The sequence below is a fragment of the Streptomyces cinnamoneus genome (assembly GCF_014650495.1).
Taxonomy (GTDB): domain Bacteria; phylum Actinomycetota; class Actinomycetes; order Streptomycetales; family Streptomycetaceae; genus Streptomyces; species Streptomyces cinnamoneus.
Window position 1 is genome coordinate 39,304 of the sequence record NZ_BMVB01000006.1, and the last position, 16,956, is coordinate 56,259.

General features: G+C 74.8%; 15 protein-coding genes. 7 read left to right on the forward strand and 8 right to left on the reverse strand.

The features are described 5' to 3' along the window. Positions 1-27: 27 nt before the first annotated feature. On the reverse strand, positions 28-795 hold the full coding sequence (gene map / locus IE182_RS10755; protein ID WP_190109496.1) for a type I methionyl aminopeptidase: 768 nt from the start codon (positions 793-795) through the stop codon (positions 28-30). A 63-nt stretch (positions 796-858) separates the two neighbouring features. On the opposite strand from map, the gene IE182_RS10760 reads away from it, so the two are divergent. Continuing rightward, a complete protein-coding gene (locus IE182_RS10760; protein ID WP_190109497.1) occupies positions 859-1,134 on the forward strand; it encodes a helix-turn-helix domain-containing protein in 276 nt (91 codons plus the stop codon). Positions 1,135-1,197: 63 nt separating this feature from the next. Here the strand turns inward: IE182_RS10760 and IE182_RS10765 are convergent, their stop codons facing one another. Next, positions 1,198-1,914: a B3/B4 domain-containing protein gene (locus IE182_RS10765; RefSeq protein WP_190109498.1), complete on the reverse strand. Its 717-nt coding sequence runs from the start codon at positions 1,912-1,914 to the stop codon at positions 1,198-1,200. A gap of 290 nt (positions 1,915-2,204) precedes the next feature. Here IE182_RS10765 and IE182_RS10770 point away from each other — a divergent pair, with 290 nt between their 5' ends. Further along, positions 2,205-2,810 carry a hypothetical protein gene (locus IE182_RS10770; RefSeq protein ID WP_229844727.1) on the forward strand — a complete coding sequence of 202 codons (606 nt, stop codon included), beginning with the start codon at positions 2,205-2,207 and terminating at the stop codon, positions 2,808-2,810. Between the two features lie 101 nt (positions 2,811-2,911). On the opposite strand, the gene pdxR is transcribed toward IE182_RS10770, so the two are convergent. Beyond that, positions 2,912-4,411, reverse strand: a complete 1,500-nt coding sequence (gene pdxR, locus IE182_RS10775) for a MocR-like pyridoxine biosynthesis transcription factor PdxR (protein WP_190109499.1) — start codon at positions 4,409-4,411, stop codon at positions 2,912-2,914. A gap of 50 nt (positions 4,412-4,461) precedes the next feature. On the opposite strand from pdxR, the gene IE182_RS10780 reads away from it, so the two are divergent. Then, positions 4,462-4,917 (forward strand): carboxymuconolactone decarboxylase family protein, encoded by a 456-nt coding sequence (locus tag IE182_RS10780; RefSeq protein WP_190109500.1) that lies wholly within the window; start codon positions 4,462-4,464, stop codon positions 4,915-4,917. Between the two features lie 40 nt (positions 4,918-4,957). Here IE182_RS10780 and IE182_RS10785 read toward each other — a convergent pair whose 3' ends face one another. Continuing rightward, a complete protein-coding gene (locus IE182_RS10785; protein ID WP_229844747.1) occupies positions 4,958-5,941 on the reverse strand; it encodes a GlxA family transcriptional regulator in 984 nt (327 codons plus the stop codon). A 238-nt stretch (positions 5,942-6,179) separates the two neighbouring features. Here IE182_RS10785 and IE182_RS10790 point away from each other — a divergent pair, with 238 nt between their 5' ends. Continuing rightward, on the forward strand, positions 6,180-7,385 hold the full coding sequence (locus IE182_RS10790; protein WP_190109501.1) for a PP2C family protein-serine/threonine phosphatase: 1,206 nt from the start codon (positions 6,180-6,182) through the stop codon (positions 7,383-7,385). On the opposite strand, the gene IE182_RS10795 is transcribed toward IE182_RS10790, so the two are convergent. Beyond that, entirely contained in the window at positions 7,292-8,917 is a 1,626-nt protein-coding gene (locus IE182_RS10795) for an alpha/beta hydrolase (RefSeq protein ID WP_190109502.1), read from the reverse strand. The two genes, IE182_RS10790 and IE182_RS10795, sit on opposite strands and share 94 nt — an antisense overlap. Before the next feature lie 156 nt (positions 8,918-9,073). Then, the gene (locus IE182_RS10800; RefSeq protein ID WP_190109503.1) at positions 9,074-10,060 is read right to left on the reverse strand and encodes an NAD-dependent epimerase/dehydratase family protein; all 987 of its coding nucleotides are present in this window, start codon (positions 10,058-10,060) and stop codon (positions 9,074-9,076) included. Positions 10,061-10,198: 138 nt separating this feature from the next. Between IE182_RS10800 and IE182_RS10805 the strand changes: the two genes are divergently transcribed. From IE182_RS10805 to IE182_RS10815, 3 genes are all read left to right on the forward strand, one after another. Continuing rightward, entirely contained in the window at positions 10,199-11,755 is a 1,557-nt protein-coding gene (locus IE182_RS10805; protein WP_190109504.1) for an FAD/NAD(P)-binding protein, read from the forward strand. Between the two features lie 83 nt (positions 11,756-11,838). Further along, on the forward strand, positions 11,839-12,774 hold the full coding sequence (locus tag IE182_RS10810; protein ID WP_190109505.1) for an oxidoreductase: 936 nt from the start codon (positions 11,839-11,841) through the stop codon (positions 12,772-12,774). Between the two features lie 277 nt (positions 12,775-13,051). Next, on the forward strand, positions 13,052-14,014 hold the full coding sequence (locus IE182_RS10815) for a 2OG-Fe(II) oxygenase (RefSeq protein ID WP_190109506.1): 963 nt from the start codon (positions 13,052-13,054) through the stop codon (positions 14,012-14,014). A 6-nt stretch (positions 14,015-14,020) separates the two neighbouring features. Here IE182_RS10815 and IE182_RS10820 read toward each other — a convergent pair whose 3' ends face one another. After that, positions 14,021-14,692 (reverse strand): response regulator, encoded by a 672-nt coding sequence (locus IE182_RS10820; RefSeq protein ID WP_190109734.1) that lies wholly within the window; start codon positions 14,690-14,692, stop codon positions 14,021-14,023. 7 nt (positions 14,693-14,699) lie between these two features. After that, positions 14,700-16,703: a sensor histidine kinase gene (locus IE182_RS10825; protein ID WP_190109507.1), complete on the reverse strand. Its 2,004-nt coding sequence runs from the start codon at positions 16,701-16,703 to the stop codon at positions 14,700-14,702. Positions 16,704-16,956: the final 253 nt, after the last annotated feature.

Genomic DNA, 16,956 nt, shown 5'->3' on the forward strand with positions numbered 1-16,956 from the left:
ATGACGAAAGTCTTACGGCGGGGGCGTCTACGGCAGGGTGAGGATGCGCGGCCCGTCCTCGGTGACGGCGACGGTGTGCTCGATGTGTGCGGCGCGGCTGCCGTCGGCCGTGCGCAGGGTCCAGCCGTCGGGGGCGACGCGGTAGTCGTCGCGGCCGCCGGCCATGAGCATCGGTTCGATGGCCAGGACCAGCCCGTGCTGGAGACGGAATCCGCGGCGCGGCCGCCCGGCGTTGGGCACGTGCGGATCCTCATGCATCCGGCGCCCGATGCCGTGCCCGCCCAGATCGGCGGGCAGCCCCCGGCGGGCGGCGCGGGCGACGCCCCCGATGGCGTGCGAGATGTCCCCGATGCGGTTGCCGACGACCGCCGCGGCTATGCCGGCGTCGAGCGCCTGCCGGGTGGTCTCGATGAGGGCCAGGTCGGCCGGGTCGGGCGTGCCGACGGTGAAGCTGACGGCGGCGTCGCCGGCCCAGCCGTCGAGGACGGCACCGCAGTCGATGCTCACCAGGTCGCCGTCGCGCAGCCGGTAGCCGTCGGGGATGCCGTGCACGACGGCGTCGTTGACGGAGGCGCAGATGACGGCGGGGAAGGGAACGGGGGCGAACGACGGGTGGTAGCCGAGGAACGGCGAGGTCGCCCCGGCGCCGTCCAGGACGTCCCGCGCCACCCCGTCCAGCTCCTGCAGGGTGACGCCGACCGCTGCGGCCTCCTGCACGGCGGCCAGGGCACGGCCCACGACGCGGCCCGCCTCGCGCATGGCCTCCAGGGCCTCGTCCGTCTTGATCTCCACCATGTCTGCCGACTCCCCACCCCAGGCGTACGTTCCAATTCTTATACCGGTATTAGTATCACGGTCATGGTGAGAACTCCTCTGACCCCGTGGGAGCGGCAGCGCGGCGAGCGCCTGGGCGCGCTGCTGCGGGAGGCGCGCGGCGAACGCAGCATGGTGGAGGTGGCGGCTTGGGCCGGGCTGTCCGCCGAGACCCTGCGCAAGATCGAGACGGGCCGGGCGCCGACGCCCGCCTTCTTCACGGTCACCGCCCTGGCGAGAGCGCTGGACCTGCCCCTGGACGCCCTGGCGGACGCCTGCGTCGAGGGGCTGGACCACGACGAGGAACCGATGACGGCGTGAGGGGCGGCGGGGGCGGAGGTGAGCCCGGGCGCCTCCCCCGGCCCACCCTGCCCCTGCCCCCGCTTACCGCACCAGCCGCGCGGCGACCGTGGCTCCCGGGCTGCTCGCGACGAGCGCCTCGGTCAGCGCGTCCCCCGCGGCGGTCAGCTCGGCGTCCCCCAGCGGACCGAGGGCGTCCAGGATGAACACCGCGCGCGTCGTGGCGAGCGTGAGGCGGGTGCGGGTGCACTGCCGCCAGTTCCAGCGCCGGCAGGTGACGCCCTCGTCGTCGCGCCAGACGACCTCGCCGGGCGGGCAGTGCTCCACCACCGCCTCACCCTCGGCCGTCGTCACGAAGGGCTCGTCACCGGTGGCGCGGACCAGGCGGGCCGGCCCGGCGTAATGGTCGAGGTCCTCGCCGCCGAGCGGCACGACATGGGCGACGGACACCGCGTTGTAGATGTCCGTGAGCCGGTCCACGCGCGGCAGACCGGCCTCGACCCGGCGCAGCAGCGCCTCCGCGCTGGGTCGCGTGCGCTGGGGCTTGGCGCCGAAGGAGCGGAACGCCTCGCGCCAGGCGGCCAGGTGCGGGTGGTCCTCGACCGGCAGGTCCGCGAGCCACCCGCGCGCGGACCGTTCGGCGGCGGCGAGCAGCTTCTCGCTCGCCGCGTCGCTGGGCCCGGGCTGCAGGCCCTCGGCGGCGAGCACCAGGGCGCGGTAGTCCGGCCGCAGGGCGCGAACGGCCGGATCGATGGTGACGGTGTCGAGCCATGCCTTGATGTCGGCGCTGTCGGATGCCATCAGATCTCCCCAGGTCAGCATGATGAACTGCAAAGTTCTCTGCACTGTACCAACGAGGCGCGCCCGGCGCCCCGCGCACGCACGATGACCTGCCGATCACCTGCCGCCGGCCTGCCGCGTGGCAGCAAGCTGCCACGGCCCCGCCCATTCCACCAATGACGGTAGTGAGGCCGAGCCACCTGTGGCACTCTTCCCCCGCAAGACCGAGTACGACGAACTTTGTTCCACTGTCAACCGTTTTTTGCTCACTTCGGGGAACCACGTGAGCATGCCGAGAGGACCGGTGTGAATTGAACAGATTCCGTCAACTGTGGCGCGGCCGTGCGGCGATGGGGGCCGTGCGGCGCCGGTTCGCCGCCCTGGCAGGAGCCGTCGCGATGATCGCCACGGTCCTCACCGGCGCGGCCACCGGCACCGCGAGCGCGGCGACCGGCGGAGCGGCGAAGGCCGCGGCGGGCGGGTGGTCCTGCTCCGGGGCGCCCGTCCCGGACGGGTACGTCATCACCAACTACGACCGCAACGGCTGCCGGGGCGCGGGGGCCTGGTACCAGGAGCCCGTGCGCGACGGGATCTGGACCTGCTCGGGCTCGCCGATCGTGGCCGGCTACGTCATCACCAACCACAACCGCCTTGGCTGCAACGGCATCGGCGCCTGGTACCACGAGCTCGCCCGTGACGGCCGGTGGACCTGCGGCGGCTCCCCCATCCCGCCCGGCTACGTCGTCACCGGCTACAACCGCACCGGCTGCGACAACGCCGGCGCGTGGTACCACCAGCTCGTGCGCAACGGCATCTGGACCTGCCCCGGTTCGCCCATTCCGCCCGGCTACCGCAGCACCACCTACTCGGCCGGCGGCTGCAACGGCATAGGCGCCTGGTGGACCGTGCGCGCCTGACGCCGGTCACGGCACCCGCGACGACCACACGGATCCCCGAAGGCACCGCGCGCTCCCCGCGGTGCCTTCGGCACGTCCGCGCCGGCCGGCCGCCGCCCCGCTCAGGGCGGCGGAGGCAACGCTTCGCAGAGGGCGTTCAACGCGCCGGCGAAGGCGTGTTCGGGCGGGGTTCCGTAGCCCACGACCAGGCCGTCGCCCGGTACGCCCGTCGCCTCCCCGTGCCGGTACAGTCCCAGGCCCTCGACGGCCAGCCCCTGCCAGGCCGCGGCCTGGACGACGGACCGTTCGGTGCCCGCCGGAAGGCCGAGCACCGCGTGCAGTCCGGCCGCGATGCCGGTGACCTGCACGTGCGGGGCGCGCTCGGCGAGCGCGGCGACGAGCCGGTCGCGACGCCGGCGGTAGAGACGGCGCATGCGGCGCACATGGCGGTCGTAGGAGCCCGACGCGAGGAAGTCGGCGAGCGTCAGCTGTTCCAGGGCGCTCGCCCACGACTCCCGCTCCCCCTTCAACTCCAGCACCGCATCCACCAGATGCCCCGGCAGCACCATCCAGCCCAGGCGCAGGGCCGGCGAGAGGCTCTTGCTGACGGAGCCGATGTAGACCACCCGATCCGGGTCGAGGCCCTGTACGGCGCCGACCGGCTGGCGGTCGTAGCGGAACTCGCCGTCGTAGTCGTCCTCCAGGACCACTCCGCCCTCCGCGCGCGCCCAGTCGATGAGCGCGGCCCGCCGTGCGGGGTGCAGCGGCCCGCCCGTCGGGAACTGGTGTGCGGGGGTCAGCAACGCCGCCGCGGCGCCGCTGCCCGGCAACTCGCGTACCTGCGCCCCGTGTTCGTCGATGGGCAAGGCGAACGTGGTCCGCCCGGCGGCCGTGAGCAGGGAGCGGTGGAAGCCCAGGCCGTACGACTCCACGGCGATGGTGCCGTCGATCACCTGGCCCAGCAGGCGCAGCGCGTTGGCGAAGCCCGAGCAGACGACGATGCGTGCGGGGTCGGCCCGCACGCCGCGGGCCCGGGCGAGGTAGGCGGCCACGGCGTGGCGCAGTTCGGTGCGGCCGCGGGGGTCGCCGGGGCCGAAGGCTTCGTGGGGTGCGGCCGTGAGGGCACGGCGGGCCGAAGCGAGCCAGGCGGTGCGGGGGAAGGCGGAGGCGTCCGGGGTGCCCTGGACCAGGTCGTGGACCGGGCGCCGGGGGCGGGAGGGGGTGGTGGGACGGCGCGGACGGCCGGAGTCCGGGGGTGCCGCGCGGTCCGCGACGCGGGTGCCGGAGCCCTGGCGGGCGGTGAGCCAGCCCTCGGCGACGAGTTCGGCGTACGCCTCGGCGACGGTGTTGCGGGCCAGGCCCAGGTCGGCGGCGAGCGTGCGGTAGGGCGGCAGCCGGGTGCCGGGGGCGAGCCGGCCCGTGCGGACGGCGTCGCGCAGCGCGCGCATCAGCGCGCCGCGACGGCCCCCCGGGCCGTCGGAGAGCTCCAGGTGGAGGTCGCTGCCCGGACCGCCGGGCTCTCCCCCGGCCCCGCCGCGCACCGGCCCTCCCCCGCCCGTGGCACGCCCTTCTCCCGCACCGCCCACCGGCGACGCCTCCCCCGGATTGACCTTCGGTTCCATCCCTGAATTGCACCATGGGACCGGCCGTTTCCCCGCCTACGGTGGTGCACATGACGACGACGCAGCATGCACAGCGCATGAACTTCACCAAGGCCGCCCCCAAGGTTTTCAAGGCCATGATCGCCCTCGACGCGGCCGCCACGGAGGGTCTGGACCCGGCCCTCGTCGAGCTGGTCCAGATCCGTTCCTCGCAGCTCAACCACTGCGCCTACTGCCTGGACATGCACACCCGCGACGCCCGCAGGGCGGGCGAGAGCGAGGAGCGCATCCACCTGCTCAGCGCATGGCGGGAGGCCGGCCTCCACACGGAGAAGGAGCAGGCGGCCCTCGCGCTGACCGAGGCGGTGACCGTCCTGACCGACGGCTTCGTCCCGGACGAGGTGTACGAGCGGGCCGCCCGGCACTTCGAGGAGGAGGAGCTGGCCCACCTGATCGCACTCATCTTCACCATCAACGCCTGGAACCGCATTGCCGTCGCCACCCGGAAGACCCCCGGGACGGAGTGAGGCGGGAGCGGCCGGGGAGCGGCGCCGGCTCCGCCCGGCGTCAGCCCCGCCGGAACCGGTCGCGGTAGGCGGCCGGTGACACACCGGCCTCGCGGACGAAGGCGCGCCGCATCGTCTCGACCGTCCCGAAGCCGCATTGCGCGGCGATGGTGTCGACGCTGTCGGGGGTGCTCTCCAGCAGGGCGCGCGCGGCGGCGACCCGGGCCCGCTCGACGTAGGCACCCGGGCTGGTGCCCACCTGCTGGCTGAAGAGCCGGCTGAAGTGACGCCTGCTCATGCCCAGCCGGGCGGCCAGGGCAGGCACGGACAGGTCGTCCGCGGGACGGGCGTCGATGGACTCGACGAGCTCGCGCAGGGCGCCGCCGCGCGGCGGCTCGCCGCGCAGCCAGGTGCTGAACTGGGACTGGCCGCCGGGCCGCTGCATGAAGACGACGAGGAACTTGGCGACGGCCCGGGCCAGTTCGGGGCCGAAGTCGTCCTCCAGCAGGGACAGGGTGAGGTCGATGCCGGCGGTCACGCCGGCCGAGGTGACGACCGTGCCGTCGCGGACGAAGATGGCGTCGGGCTCCACGGAGACGGCCGGGTAGCCGGCGGCCAGTTCGGAGCAGAACGCCCAGTGCGTGGTGGCGCGGCGCCCGTCGAGGAGGCCCGCCTCGGCCAGGACGAACGCCCCGGTGCACACCGACCCCGTGCGCCGGGCGCCGGCGGACAGCCGCCGTACGTGCCGGACCAGGTCGCGGTCGGCCGCGGCCGCGGCGTAGCCCCGGCCGCCGGCCACCATCAGCGTGTCCGGCGGCTTGCGGACCCGGGAGAGGTCCGCGGAGACGCCCAGCGGCGCGTCGGCGGAGGTGGCCACCGGCCGGCCGCCGAGCGAGGCCAGTCGCACGCGGTAGCCGGTCCCCACCTCGGGCGCGGCCTCGGACGCAGCCCGGTCGAAGACGTCCAAGGGACCGGCGACGTCCAGCAATTGCACTCCGTCGTACACGACGATCAGCACGTCGCGCGTCTCCGCCTTGTCCACCATGCCGCTCACAACGGCCATCATCGGCGACCCGTCCGGACCGCACGGCCGAAGATGACGGCGATCACCTTTATGGAGCAATGTCCTTTTTTCTGGGCATAAGACAGTTTATGCCACGCGATCCGGCGGGCCCGCACAGGCCCGTCCGCATACGGTCCTTCCATCGCACCGTCCGACCCATCGCGCCGCACGGCCGGTCCGCTTGCGGGTGGGCGCGGGCCACCTAGGGTGGGAAACCACCATGAAGCCAGACCCAGGCCGCGACCGGCCGCCCGAGGTGCCGCCCCCGCTGCCCCGCAGCGCACGCCTGCTCGTCCTGGCCGCCTACACGCTGCTGGCCGTGGCCGTCGTCCTGGACCTGGCGACCAACCCCCAGCTGACGTTCTCCCCCGTCCTCGCCACCGCCCCGGCGCTCGCCGGCGTCGGCGGCACCCGGCGCGCCCGCGTCCCCCTGACCGTCGGCCTGCTCGCTCTCGCCTTCGTCCCCCTGCTCGGCCTCGCCGACACCGGAGTGCCGCTCGCCGTCCACCTCACGGCGGGCGCCACCGTCCTGGCCATCACCTGCGTCAGCACCGCCAACGTCGTGCTCGTCGCGACCCGCGAGCGCGAACTGCTGCACTCGCGCTCGGTGGCCGAGGCCGCGCAGCGCACCCTGCTGCGCCCGGTCCCGGAGCGGATCGACGGGCTGCGGGTGGCGGTGCGCTACCTGGCGGCCGCCGCCGAGGCCCGCGTGGGCGGCGACCTCTACGAGGTGCTGGCCACCCCCTACGGGACCCGGCTGCTCGTCGGCGACGTGCGGGGCAAGGGGCTGTCCGCCATCGAGACCGCCGCCGACGTGCTCGGCACCTTCCGCGAGGCCGCCCAGGTCGAGCCCGACCTGGGTGCGGTGGCCCGCCGGCTCGACGCCACGGTGGTGCGGCGCCGGGCCCGCGAGGAGTTCGTGACGGCCGTCCTGCTGGGGGTGCCCGAGTCCGACGGGCCCACGGAGCTGGTGAACTGCGGCCACCTGCCGCCGCTGCTGTGGCGCGCGGGAGGGGTCACGGAGGTGGACACGCCCGTGCCCGACCCGCCGCTGGCGCTGCGGAACCTGGTCGCGGGCCCGTACCACTCCACCCGCTTCGCGTTCGTGCCGGGCGACCTGCTGGTGCTCTACACCGACGGGGTGACCGAGGCCCGCGACGCGTCCGGCCGCTTCTACCCGCTGGCCGACCGCCTGGCCACCATGCCGGAACTGTCCCCCGACGCGCTCGTGGACCGGCTGGTCGCCGATCTGCGCGTGTACACCGGCGGCCCGCTCTCCGACGATGCGGCCCTGCTGGTCGTACGGCGCGAGCGGCGCCGCTCGGCAGCGCCTCAGGCGCTGCACTCCACGTTCGGCGGCGGCAGCCTGTCCTCGACGAGGAACGCGTCCACGGCCGCGTCGGTGCACTCCGATCCGCTGGCGTAGGCGGAGTGGCCGGTGCCCCGGCGGACGACGAGGGAGCCCGCGCCCAGGTTCTTCCGCACGGCACGGGCGCCGGCCAGCGGCGTCGCCGGGTCGACGGCGTAGGAGACCAGCACCATGGGCGGGGCGCCGGGCGCCGTGAGCGGTTCGGCCCGGCCCGTCGGGGCCAGCGGCCAGGCGGCGCAGTGGTAGAGGGCCGCGGCCACGGTGGCGCCGAACAGCGGCGACGCCTTCTCGAACTCGGCGAGCTCGGCGAGCACTTCGGCGGGGGTGCGGGGGCCGGGCTTGTCGAGGCAGTCGACGGCGTTCCTGGCCATGGTGGGATCGACGTCGCCCGCGGGAGCGCCCGGGACCGGGAGCAGTCCGCCCCGCCGTTGCTGCCCCTGGGACTGCTCCTGCACCCGCACCTGCTCCACGGCGAGGCCGATGAGGGGGCCCGGGCTGCCGTCCATCGCCTCGACCAGGGCCCTCGTCAGGTCCGGCCACCGCGCGGCCTGGTAGAGGGGGGTCCGGATGCCCTGGACGGCGAGGGCCGTGGTGAGCCGGCCGCCCCCCGGTACGGGGACGGGGTGGGCGTCCAGGTCCCGGACGAACGCGGTGGTCCTGGCCACGACCTCGTCGGGTGTCCGGCCGAGCGGGCAGCCCAGGGTGGCGCAGGCCCGGGCGTAGCCGGCGAAGCTGTCGTCGAGGGCCGCGACGTCGTTGCGCGCGGTCCGCCGCTGGTCGGTGGCGGGGTCCACCAGGCCGTCGAGGACGAAGCGGCCCACCCGGCCGGGGAAGAGGTGGGCGTAGTGCTGGCCGAGGTACGTGCCGTAGGAGAAGCCGAGGTAGTGCAGCCGGGGCTCGTCGAGGGCGGCGCGCAGCAGCTCCAGGTCGCGGGCGACGCTGGCGGTGTCCATGTGGGCCAGCAGCGGGCCGCTCACCCTGCGGCAGCTCTCGCCCTGGTCGGCGGCCGCCTTGAACTCCGCCTCCGCCTGCTCGCGGGTGCGGGGGATGAGGTCGCCGCCCGTGCCCTGGGGGCAGGCGAGCGGCGCCGAGCGGCCGATGCCGCGCGGGTCGAAGCCGACGAGGTCGTAGCGGTCCGCCACCGCGGGCGTGGCCTCGAAGAGACCGCCGGCGACCATGGCGGCCCCCGCCTCGCCGGGGCCCCCGGGGTTGAAGACGAGCGAGCCGAGGCGCCGGTCCTGCGCACGGGCCCGCACGCGCACGACCCGGATCCGGATGCTCTGCCCGGTGGGCGCGCCGTAGTCGACGGGCACGGTGAGCCAGGCGCACTCCGCCTCCGGGCGCGGGCCCTGGCCGCCCCGGGGAGCGTCCTCGGCGGCGCACGCCTCCCAGGCGAGGCGCTGCCGGGCCAGGGCGGGGGGCAGCCCGGGCAGGGCGCGTTCCTGCCGCTCCCCTGGCGCGGCCGAGGCGGCGGGCGGGGCGGGGGAGGCGCGGCCCCGGCCCTGGTGGCCGGTGTCCGGGCTGCACCCGACGGCCAGCAGGGCGAGGGCGGCGAGGGTGGCCGCAACGGTGCCGAGCCGCTCGTGCATCGCACCTCACCCCTTCCGGGAACCCCGGCCCCAGTCCACTGGCACCGGCCGCCGCGCGCAGCAGGGGAAGGGCCATCGGAATGACGCGGGCACCGCCGTGGCCCGGCCGGCCCGGGCGGGGCGGCCGGCGGTGTGCGTCCGTCCCGGCCGTCCGTCTCAGCCCCGCAGCGTCCTCGCCTCCACCTCCGGGTCCAGGCCCACCGGCGGCCGGTCGGGGCGGTGGGGCGGGATTCCGCCCAGGGACTGCAGCCAGGCCCAGGTGTCGGCCACCGTCCGCTCCACCGGGCGGCAGTGCAGGCCGGCGGCGAACGCCTTGTCCACGCCGCCCTGGTGCAGGGTCACGTGCTGCTCGCCCGGCGGCACCCAGACCGGCAGGTGGGACCAGGGCTCGATGCTGGCGGCGAGGATCGTCTCCGGGGCGGTCCAGCGCAGCTGTGCAACGCCTCCCGTGACGCGCGCGCAGGACTCCAGCAGGTCACCCGTCGTGGCGTGGCCCGGACGGCTGATGAGGTTGTACGGGCCGCCGAGCCCGCGGGCCGCGGCGTCCAGGGTCCAGGCGGCCAGGTCCCGGACGTCGATGTACTGCAGCCCCAGGTCGCGCGGGCCCGGCGCCAGCACCGGACCGCCGCGCGCCATGCGCAGCAGCCACCAGGGCAGGCGGCCGATGTTCTCGCCGGGGCCGAGGATCAGGCCCGCCCGCACCAGCAGCGCCCGGTCGCCGAAGGCTGCGGTGGCCGCGAGCTCACCGCCCCGCTTGGCCTGCGCGTACGGTGCCTCGTCGCCCGCGTCGGGCGAGCCGTCCACCAGCGGGGCGCTCTCGCCGAGCCCGGCAGGGCGCGGGTGGCGGTAGACGGACCCGCTGGAGACGTACGCGTAGTGCCCGGCCCGGCCGGCCAGCAGCCGCGCGGCGTCCCGGACGGCGGACGGCGCCGCGGACCAGGTGTCGACGACCAGGTCCCACGTGCCGTGGGCGAGGGCGGCGAGGCCGCCGTCGGCCGTGCGGTCGCCGTGCAGCGCCCGGGCGCCCGGCGGCGGCTCGTGCCGCCCGCGGTGGAAGACCGTCACCTCCCAACCCCGCGCCAGCGCCTCGTCGGTGACGGCGCGCCCCACGAACTCCGTTCCGCCCAGCATCAGAAGTCTCATGACCACGACCCTGCCCGCCGGCCCGCCGCCGGGGAAGCCCCGCATGCTCTCAGCGGAATCGCCGTGGGCTGAACACCGCTTCGGTGCTTCCGGGAACCGGCCCGCGGGCAGGGTGAGGTACGGAAAGGGGAGGTGTCCATGCAACGCAGGGAGCACGGGGAACACGCGGAAGCGGTGGCGTCCGGGGGGCGGGAGGGTTCCGGCGCCGGGCAGGACGTGGTGGTGGTGGGCGCCGGCGTGGCGGGGACGAGCGTCTTCCTGCACCTGGTCCGCGCGCTCTCCCGCGCCGGCGCCGGCGCGCCGCTGCGGGTGCGGTCCGTCCATCTCCTGGACCCCCACCCGGTCGGCTGGGGGCTCGCGTTCGGCGACCGCGACCCGCTGCTGTTGTGCAACAGCGCGGCCGAGGTCAACTCCCTGCTGGCCGAGGAGCCCGCGGACTTCGTCCACCACCTGCGCGAGCACGGCTGGACGGGCGAGCCGCGGGAGTGCGTCCCACGGTCCCGGATGGCCGAGTACTGCCAGGACCGCTACGCGCAGGCGCGCAAGGAGGCCACCGCCCTCGGCGTCGAGGTGCGGCACGTGCGCGCCCGCGCCGAGGAGATCGGCACGGAGCCGGGCGGCCGGCGACGGGTGCGGCTGAGCACGGGCGCGGAGCTGGTGGCCGATGCGGTCGTGGTCTGTACGGGCGTCCACCGGCCGCGCGTCCCGGACGGCTTCGTGGGCCTCACCGGCCACCCGCGCTACCTCGACAGCCCCTACCCTGCCGGCCGGCTCCGTCGCGAGCTGACGCCCGGCAGCCGCGTCCTGGTGCTCGGCACCCGCCAGTCGGCCGTCGACGCGGCGCTGGTGCTGTGCCGCGACGGCCACCGGGCCGTCATGACCTCGCCGTCGGGCCTGCTGCCGTCCGTGCGGGTGTCGCTGGGGGCTCCCGCCCGCGACTTCCCGCCGCTCGACCGCATCGCCCGCCTCGACCCCGACGACCCCTTGCTGGCGGACAAGATCCAGCGCTGCACGGTCGAGGCGGTCCGGCTGCTGAGCCGGCGTCCGCTGCGCCGGCAGACCTCGGCCGCGCCCGATCCGGTGCAGCGGCTGCGGGAGGAGACGGCCCTGGTGGACGCGGGCGTCGGTGTCTGGCCCGGGGTGGTCGTGGCGGTGCTCGAAGCGGTCATCGCGCTGAGCGCCACGCTGCCGGCGCCGCGCCGGGAGGCGCTCATGGAGCGCTTCGCCTGGTTCGTCTCCCGCTATGCCACGGCCATGACGGTCGTCAACGCCCGCCGGCTGCTCACCCACGTCGCCACCGGTGCGCTGCGGCTGGCCCACCCCTATCCGGTCGCCGTCGCCTTCGAGGACGGAGCGTGGCAGGTGCGGTGGCGCGGGGCGGAGTCCGAACCGGAGCGCTTCGACCACGTCGTCAACGGCACCGGCTTCCACCCTCCGGTCCTGCACCGCTCCCGCGACGGCGCGACGCTGTACCTCACGGGTCCCCAGGGCGATGCGGGCGTCGTGGACCACCTGGAGGCCGACCTGCGGGTGCGACGGGGACCGGGGGCGCCGCCCGAGCGCGTGTGGGTGGCCGGCGTCGGCACCCACGTGCGGATCCCTTTCGCCAATCACCTGCGCAACGTGGTGCGCCAGGCCCGGCAGGTCGCGGAGGACGTGGTGCGGGTGCGGCCGGAGGCGGTGCGCGGCGCGTGACCGCCGGGCGCGCCTTCCCCTGACGGCCGCCCGGGCGGCGGACAATACGGTCGCCCGTCCGCGACCGGCCGCCGAGGAGGCGCATGCACCACAGCTGGACCATCGAGGACATGCCCGGCCAGGAGGGCCGGCTGGCGGTCGTGACCGGCGCGAGCAGCGGCATCGGGTACGTCACCGCCCGCGAACTGGCCCGGGCCGGCGCCGAGACCGTCGTGACCGGCCGGGACGCGGGACGGGCCCGGCAGGCCGCCGAGCGCATCGCGGCCGAGGTGCCCGGGGCCCGGGTCCGCCCGGACCTCCTCGACCTCGCCGACCTGGCCTCCGTCGCCGGCTTCGCCCACCGCATGCAGCACGGCGGCCGCCCGGTCGACCTGCTGGTCAACAACGCCGCGGTGATGGGGGTCCACCGGCGCCGCACGACCGGGGACGGCTTCGAGCTGACCGTCGGCGTCAACCACCTGGGTCACTTCGCCCTCACCGGCCGGCTGCTGCCGCTCCTCCTGCGGGCGTCCACCCCGCGGGTGGTCACCGTCAGCGCCGCCATCTCCCGGGCCCCCCTTGCCGATCTGTCGGATCTGCAGAGCGCGGGCAGGTACCGGCCCATGGCCGCGTACGCCAAGTCCAAGCTGGCCAACGTGCTGTTCGCCCTGGAGCTCCAGCGCTGCGCCGACGCCGCCGGGGCGGCGCTGACGAGCGTGGCCGTGCACCCGGGCGTCAGCTGGACCGGGCTGCAGCGGTACGCCTCGCCCCCGGTACGGGCGCTGGAGCGCGTCGCGCTGGAGCGGCTGTTCGGCCAGCCGGTGGACCGGGCGGCGTTGCCGTCGCTGTACGCGGCCACGGCCCCCGGCGTCGCGCCGGGCGGCTTCTACGGGCCGACCGGTCACTTCGAACAGCGGGGCGCCCCGGGTCCGGTGGAGCTGCCCCGGCCGGCCGGTGACCCCACGCTGGCGCTGAGCCTGTGGGAGATCTCCGAGGCGCTGACCCGGGTGCGCTACCGCTGGCCCGCCGCCCCCGGCTGATCCGCCGTCGCCCTCACCGGCGCAGGACCTTACGGGCGAGGGCGGCGGCCGTGGACGCCGCGGCGAGGGCGCGGCGGGAGAGCGAGAGTGTCATCGGAACTCATTCCAGGAAGCACGGAGAAATACGAACGTGTACCGAGGATCGTAGGAGCGAAACCGTCAGTTACCTGGGAATGAAAGGAAGAGTTCACGTCCTTGCAAGAGTCCCCAGGCCGGGGCCCGTCGTGGCGGGAACCGGGCTCTTGCCGGGCGGGGGTCCCGGCGCTGCAATCGGCTCATGACGACGGCAGGGGAGAGATCCGGCAGGAGCAGCGTCCTCAACCACCCCCGGATGGCCACCGGTGTCGACCAGGTCCTCCACGCACTGCGGGCCCGCAGGCCGCGCCGGCGCCCGGAGTTGCCCGGCGAACCGCGCTGGCGCCCCGGCTTCGTGGCCGGTGACGTCGGCGGTCCGCGGCTACGGCTGCAGGAGTTCGGTTACGCCACCCACGAGCTCAACCGGGGGCACGGCACGGTCGACGAGACCGCGCTCGTGGGGCCCGTGCAGATCCTGACGCCGGAGGGCCTGGACTGCCTCGGCGAGGTGTGCGACCGGCTGGAGGGCTCCGCCGGCACCGCCCGCTTCATCACCACGCGGCGGGTGCGCAGCGCCGATCTGATGTCGGCGTTCATCAACAACATGATCCGTGACCGGGGTTTCCTGCTGGCCTGCTCGCGGATGGCCGGGGTCCCACTGATCCCGCACCCCTTGCGGATCCCCACCGTGCAGATCAACTACTTCGAGGCCGACGGCCGGCGGGACATCGTCAAGTGGCACCACGACGGCATGGACTACGTCCTGACCATCCAGCTCAACGGCTACGAGGACTACGACGGCGGCCGCTTCTCCTACTTCCAGGGCCGGGCCGACGCGTTCACGGGCGCCCGCGCGGACGACCCGCGGATCAAGGAGGCGCCGTGCGGGGAGCGCGGGGCAACGCTGTTCCTGCACGGCAGCCGGATCTTCCACGCGGTCTCGCCGGTGACGCGGGGGCGTCGGGTGACGGTGGTGGTCTCCTTCTTCTGCCCGTACTTCGCCCGGCAGGACTCCAACACCTTCTGGCACCTGGCCGCGGACGACGGCATCGCGGCCACCGTGCCGAACTGGCTGCGGCTGAAGTGGCCGGTGCGCGACCCGGCGATGGACTTCAGCCTGCGGGCGGGCAGCCCGGTGATCACGTGGGAGGACCTGTCCGGCTGACGCGGTTCACCCGGCGCCCCGGGGGGCGTGCCGGAGGTAGGCGAGGACCGCGCTCACCCGGCGGTGGAGCTGGGGCTCCTCGGCCAGTCCCAGCTTGGTGAAGGTCGCGTTGACGTGCTTTTCGATGGTGGACTCCGAGAGCACCAGGGCCCGGGCGATGGCCCGGTTCGTCTTGCCCTCCGCCATGTGCCGCAGCACGTCCAGCTCGCGCCGCGTCAGCGCCGCCAGCGGCGCGTCCGCGGCCCGGGTGTGGCTGCCCATGAGCACCTCGACGATGCGGGGGTCGACCACGGAGCGGCCCGCGGCGACCTCGCGCAGTGCGCGCAACAGTTCGTCGAGTTCGCCGATGCGCTCCTTGAGCAGGTAGGCCAGGCCGTCGGTGCCGCGCTGGAAGAGGTCGAAGGCGTAGTTCTCGTCGGCGTGCTGGGAGAGCATGACGACGCCGATGCCGGGGTGGCCGGCGCGGATGGCGTGGGCGGCAGCGATGCCCTCGGTGTGGTGGCTGGGCGGCATGCGGATGTCGGCGATGACGGCCTCGGGGCGCAGTTCCTCGACGGCGGCCAGCAGTTCGGCGGCGTCGCCGACGGCCGAGACGACGGCGACGTCGCCGGTGTCCTCCAGCAGCCGGCGGGTGCCCTCGCGCACCAGGTAGTGGTCCTCGGCGATGACGACGCGCATCGGTTGCTCAGTCACGGATCTCCTCCCGCACCCGTTCGGCCAGTCTGGAGCGGATCGTGGTGCCGGCACCGGACCGGCTGGTGATCCGCAGGTCCCCGCCCACCGCCTCGATCCTGTCGCGCATCCCGGTCAGTCCGGAACCGCGCGTGGTGTCGGTGGGGAAGCCGACGCCGTCGTCGACGACCTCGACCACGAGCCAGCCCTCGCGGCGGGCTATGCGGATCGTGACCCGGGTGGCGTCGGCGTGCTTGAGGACGTTGGTGAGTGCCTCGGAGATGAGATAGAACGCGGACTCCTCGATGTCGAGGGCGAAGCGCACGCGGTCGAGGGACTCCTCGATGTGCACGGTGACGGGGATCGGCATGCGGCGGGCCCGGGAGGTGACGGCGGCGACCAGGCCCTGGTCGGTGAGGACCGGCGGGTGGATGCCGTGGGCGACCTCGCGCAGCTCGTCGATGACGCGGTAGGCGTCGTCCTGGACCTCGGTCAGCACGGCGTGGACGTCACCGCCGCGGCCGAGCCGGTTGCGGGCGAGGCGCAGCTTGGCGACCAGGGCCACCAGGTCCTGCTGGATGCCGTCGTGCAGCCGCCGTTCGATGCGCCGCCGCTCGCCGTCCTGGGCGTGCACGATGCGGGCACGGGAGGCGTCGAGTTCGCCGGCCTGGCGCTGCGCCTCCTCGATGCGGGTGGACAGTTCGGCGGCCAGGCGCACGTTGTGGACGGCGAGGGCGGCCTGCCGGGCGAGGGTGCCGACCACGTCGTGGTCCTCGGGGGTGAAGCGGCCCTCGGACTTGGGCCCGTACTCGATGAGGCCGAGGACGTCCTTGCCGTAGCAGACCGGGAAGCCGCTGCCGGCGGTCCCGGCGGCGTCGGCGGCTGGCTCCTCGCCGGCCCTGCCGACGTGGGCGGGCAGGTCACCGCAGCCGCCCAGACGGACCCGGGCCCACTGCAGGCCCAGCCCCTGCTGCAGGCCGGCGGCGAGCTGGGGCGCCAGCCGGCTGAGGTCGTAGGCGTGTTCGAGGACGCTGCCGAACTGGACGAGGAGTTCGAAGCTGCTGAGCCGGTCGCCGAAGACGCGGCGCTCGGCGAGCTGGTTCAGCTTGGCCCGCAGCGGCTGGAAGAGGGCCGTGGCGGTGACCGCGACCAGCACCGACAGGCCGATGGGGAAGTACTGGCCCGCCGTCAGGCCGAGGGTCATCGCCATGCCCAGGTACCAGCCGCTGATGATGAGCCACAGCGTGCCGTAGACGACCGAGCGCCGGATGACGATGTCGACGCCCAGGAGGCGGTAGCGCAGGGCCGCGTAGACGACGGACAGGGAGATCAGCACGTAGGGCAGGGCGCCGAGGGCCGAGCCGATGAGGTAGAGGATCCCGGACTCGCCGTGCCAGGTGCGGAACAGCCGGGAGACGGCCCGGCCGAGGAAGAGCCCGGCCGCCGCCAGGGCGAGGGGCAGCAGCACGGCGACGTCGCGCTCCCCGGCCGCCCGGGCGCGCAGGCACCGGACGACCAGCAACGTGGCGCCCACCCCGGGCAGCCACGCCTCGGGGTAGTAGAACACCGCGAACTCGACGACCCTGGTGGGCACGCCCGCCAGCGGCAGGACGAACGGCAGGGCCAGCAGGGCCCACAGCGAGCGCAGGACGGGGCGCTCGTAGCGGAAGCGGGAGCGGCCGTCGGGCAGCAGCGCCAGCAGGTGCACGACGAGGATGCTGACCGCGAGGTTGTCCCACTCCGCCGGGAGGACGACCAGGCAGGCCGTCGGGGAGGGCAGGCCGTTCTCGGGGGCGCTGAGGTCCCAGCCGAACCGGACGGTCAGCAGGGCCGAGGTGTAGCGGATGCCGATGCTCACCGACAGGGCGGTGCCGATCAGCAGCAGCCGGCGGGCGACCGGGTTGGCGGGTGCGTGCCACCAGGCGAACAGGCCGGCGCAGTAACAGGGCAGAACGGCACCGAGGATCCACGGCAACGTGACCGTGTTGTTCTCCAGCAGAAACGCTCCGGTGGTCACCGCCCAGAGCAGGCACGACCCGCCGAAGAACGCGGCAATCCGTATCGCCGGTCCGTTACCCCTCACGCGCAACCCCTCACGCGCGCCATTATCGACGGGCCGGACGACGGCAGTCCAGACGATCGCCCGCGGGTCGTATAGCGGAAAACCTCCATGGAGATCGGGGGATTCCGGGCTGGGCGCCGGGCGTCGGACGCGGCAGGCTCGGATTGTCTGTCATTTGCCCGGACTTCCGGTACGACGACTCCCCGGT

Excerpts from the sequence above, each read along its gene's own strand:
- map (WP_190109496.1), bottom strand. The coding sequence starts at position 795 with ATGGTGGAGATCAAGACGGACGAGGCCCTGGAGGCCATGCGCGAGGCG.
- IE182_RS10760 (WP_190109497.1), top strand. The coding sequence starts at position 859 with ATGGTGAGAACTCCTCTGACCCCGTGGGAGCGGCAGCGCGGCGAGCGC.
- IE182_RS10765 (WP_190109498.1), bottom strand. The coding sequence starts at position 1,914 with ATGGCATCCGACAGCGCCGACATCAAGGCATGGCTCGACACCGTCACC.
- pdxR (WP_190109499.1), bottom strand. The coding sequence starts at position 4,411 with ATGGAACCGAAGGTCAATCCGGGGGAGGCGTCGCCGGTGGGCGGTGCG.
- IE182_RS10780 (WP_190109500.1), top strand. The coding sequence starts at position 4,462 with ATGACGACGACGCAGCATGCACAGCGCATGAACTTCACCAAGGCCGCC.
- IE182_RS10785 (WP_229844747.1), bottom strand. The coding sequence starts at position 5,941 with ATGGTGGACAAGGCGGAGACGCGCGACGTGCTGATCGTCGTGTACGAC.
- IE182_RS10790 (WP_190109501.1), top strand. The coding sequence starts at position 6,180 with ATGAAGCCAGACCCAGGCCGCGACCGGCCGCCCGAGGTGCCGCCCCCG.
- IE182_RS10795 (WP_190109502.1), bottom strand. The coding sequence starts at position 8,917 with ATGCACGAGCGGCTCGGCACCGTTGCGGCCACCCTCGCCGCCCTCGCC.
- IE182_RS10800 (WP_190109503.1), bottom strand. The coding sequence starts at position 10,060 with ATGAGACTTCTGATGCTGGGCGGAACGGAGTTCGTGGGGCGCGCCGTC.
- IE182_RS10805 (WP_190109504.1), top strand. The coding sequence starts at position 10,199 with ATGCAACGCAGGGAGCACGGGGAACACGCGGAAGCGGTGGCGTCCGGG.
- IE182_RS10810 (WP_190109505.1), top strand. The coding sequence starts at position 11,839 with ATGCACCACAGCTGGACCATCGAGGACATGCCCGGCCAGGAGGGCCGG.
- IE182_RS10815 (WP_190109506.1), top strand. The coding sequence starts at position 13,052 with ATGACGACGGCAGGGGAGAGATCCGGCAGGAGCAGCGTCCTCAACCAC.
- IE182_RS10820 (WP_190109734.1), bottom strand. The coding sequence starts at position 14,692 with ATGCGCGTCGTCATCGCCGAGGACCACTACCTGGTGCGCGAGGGCACC.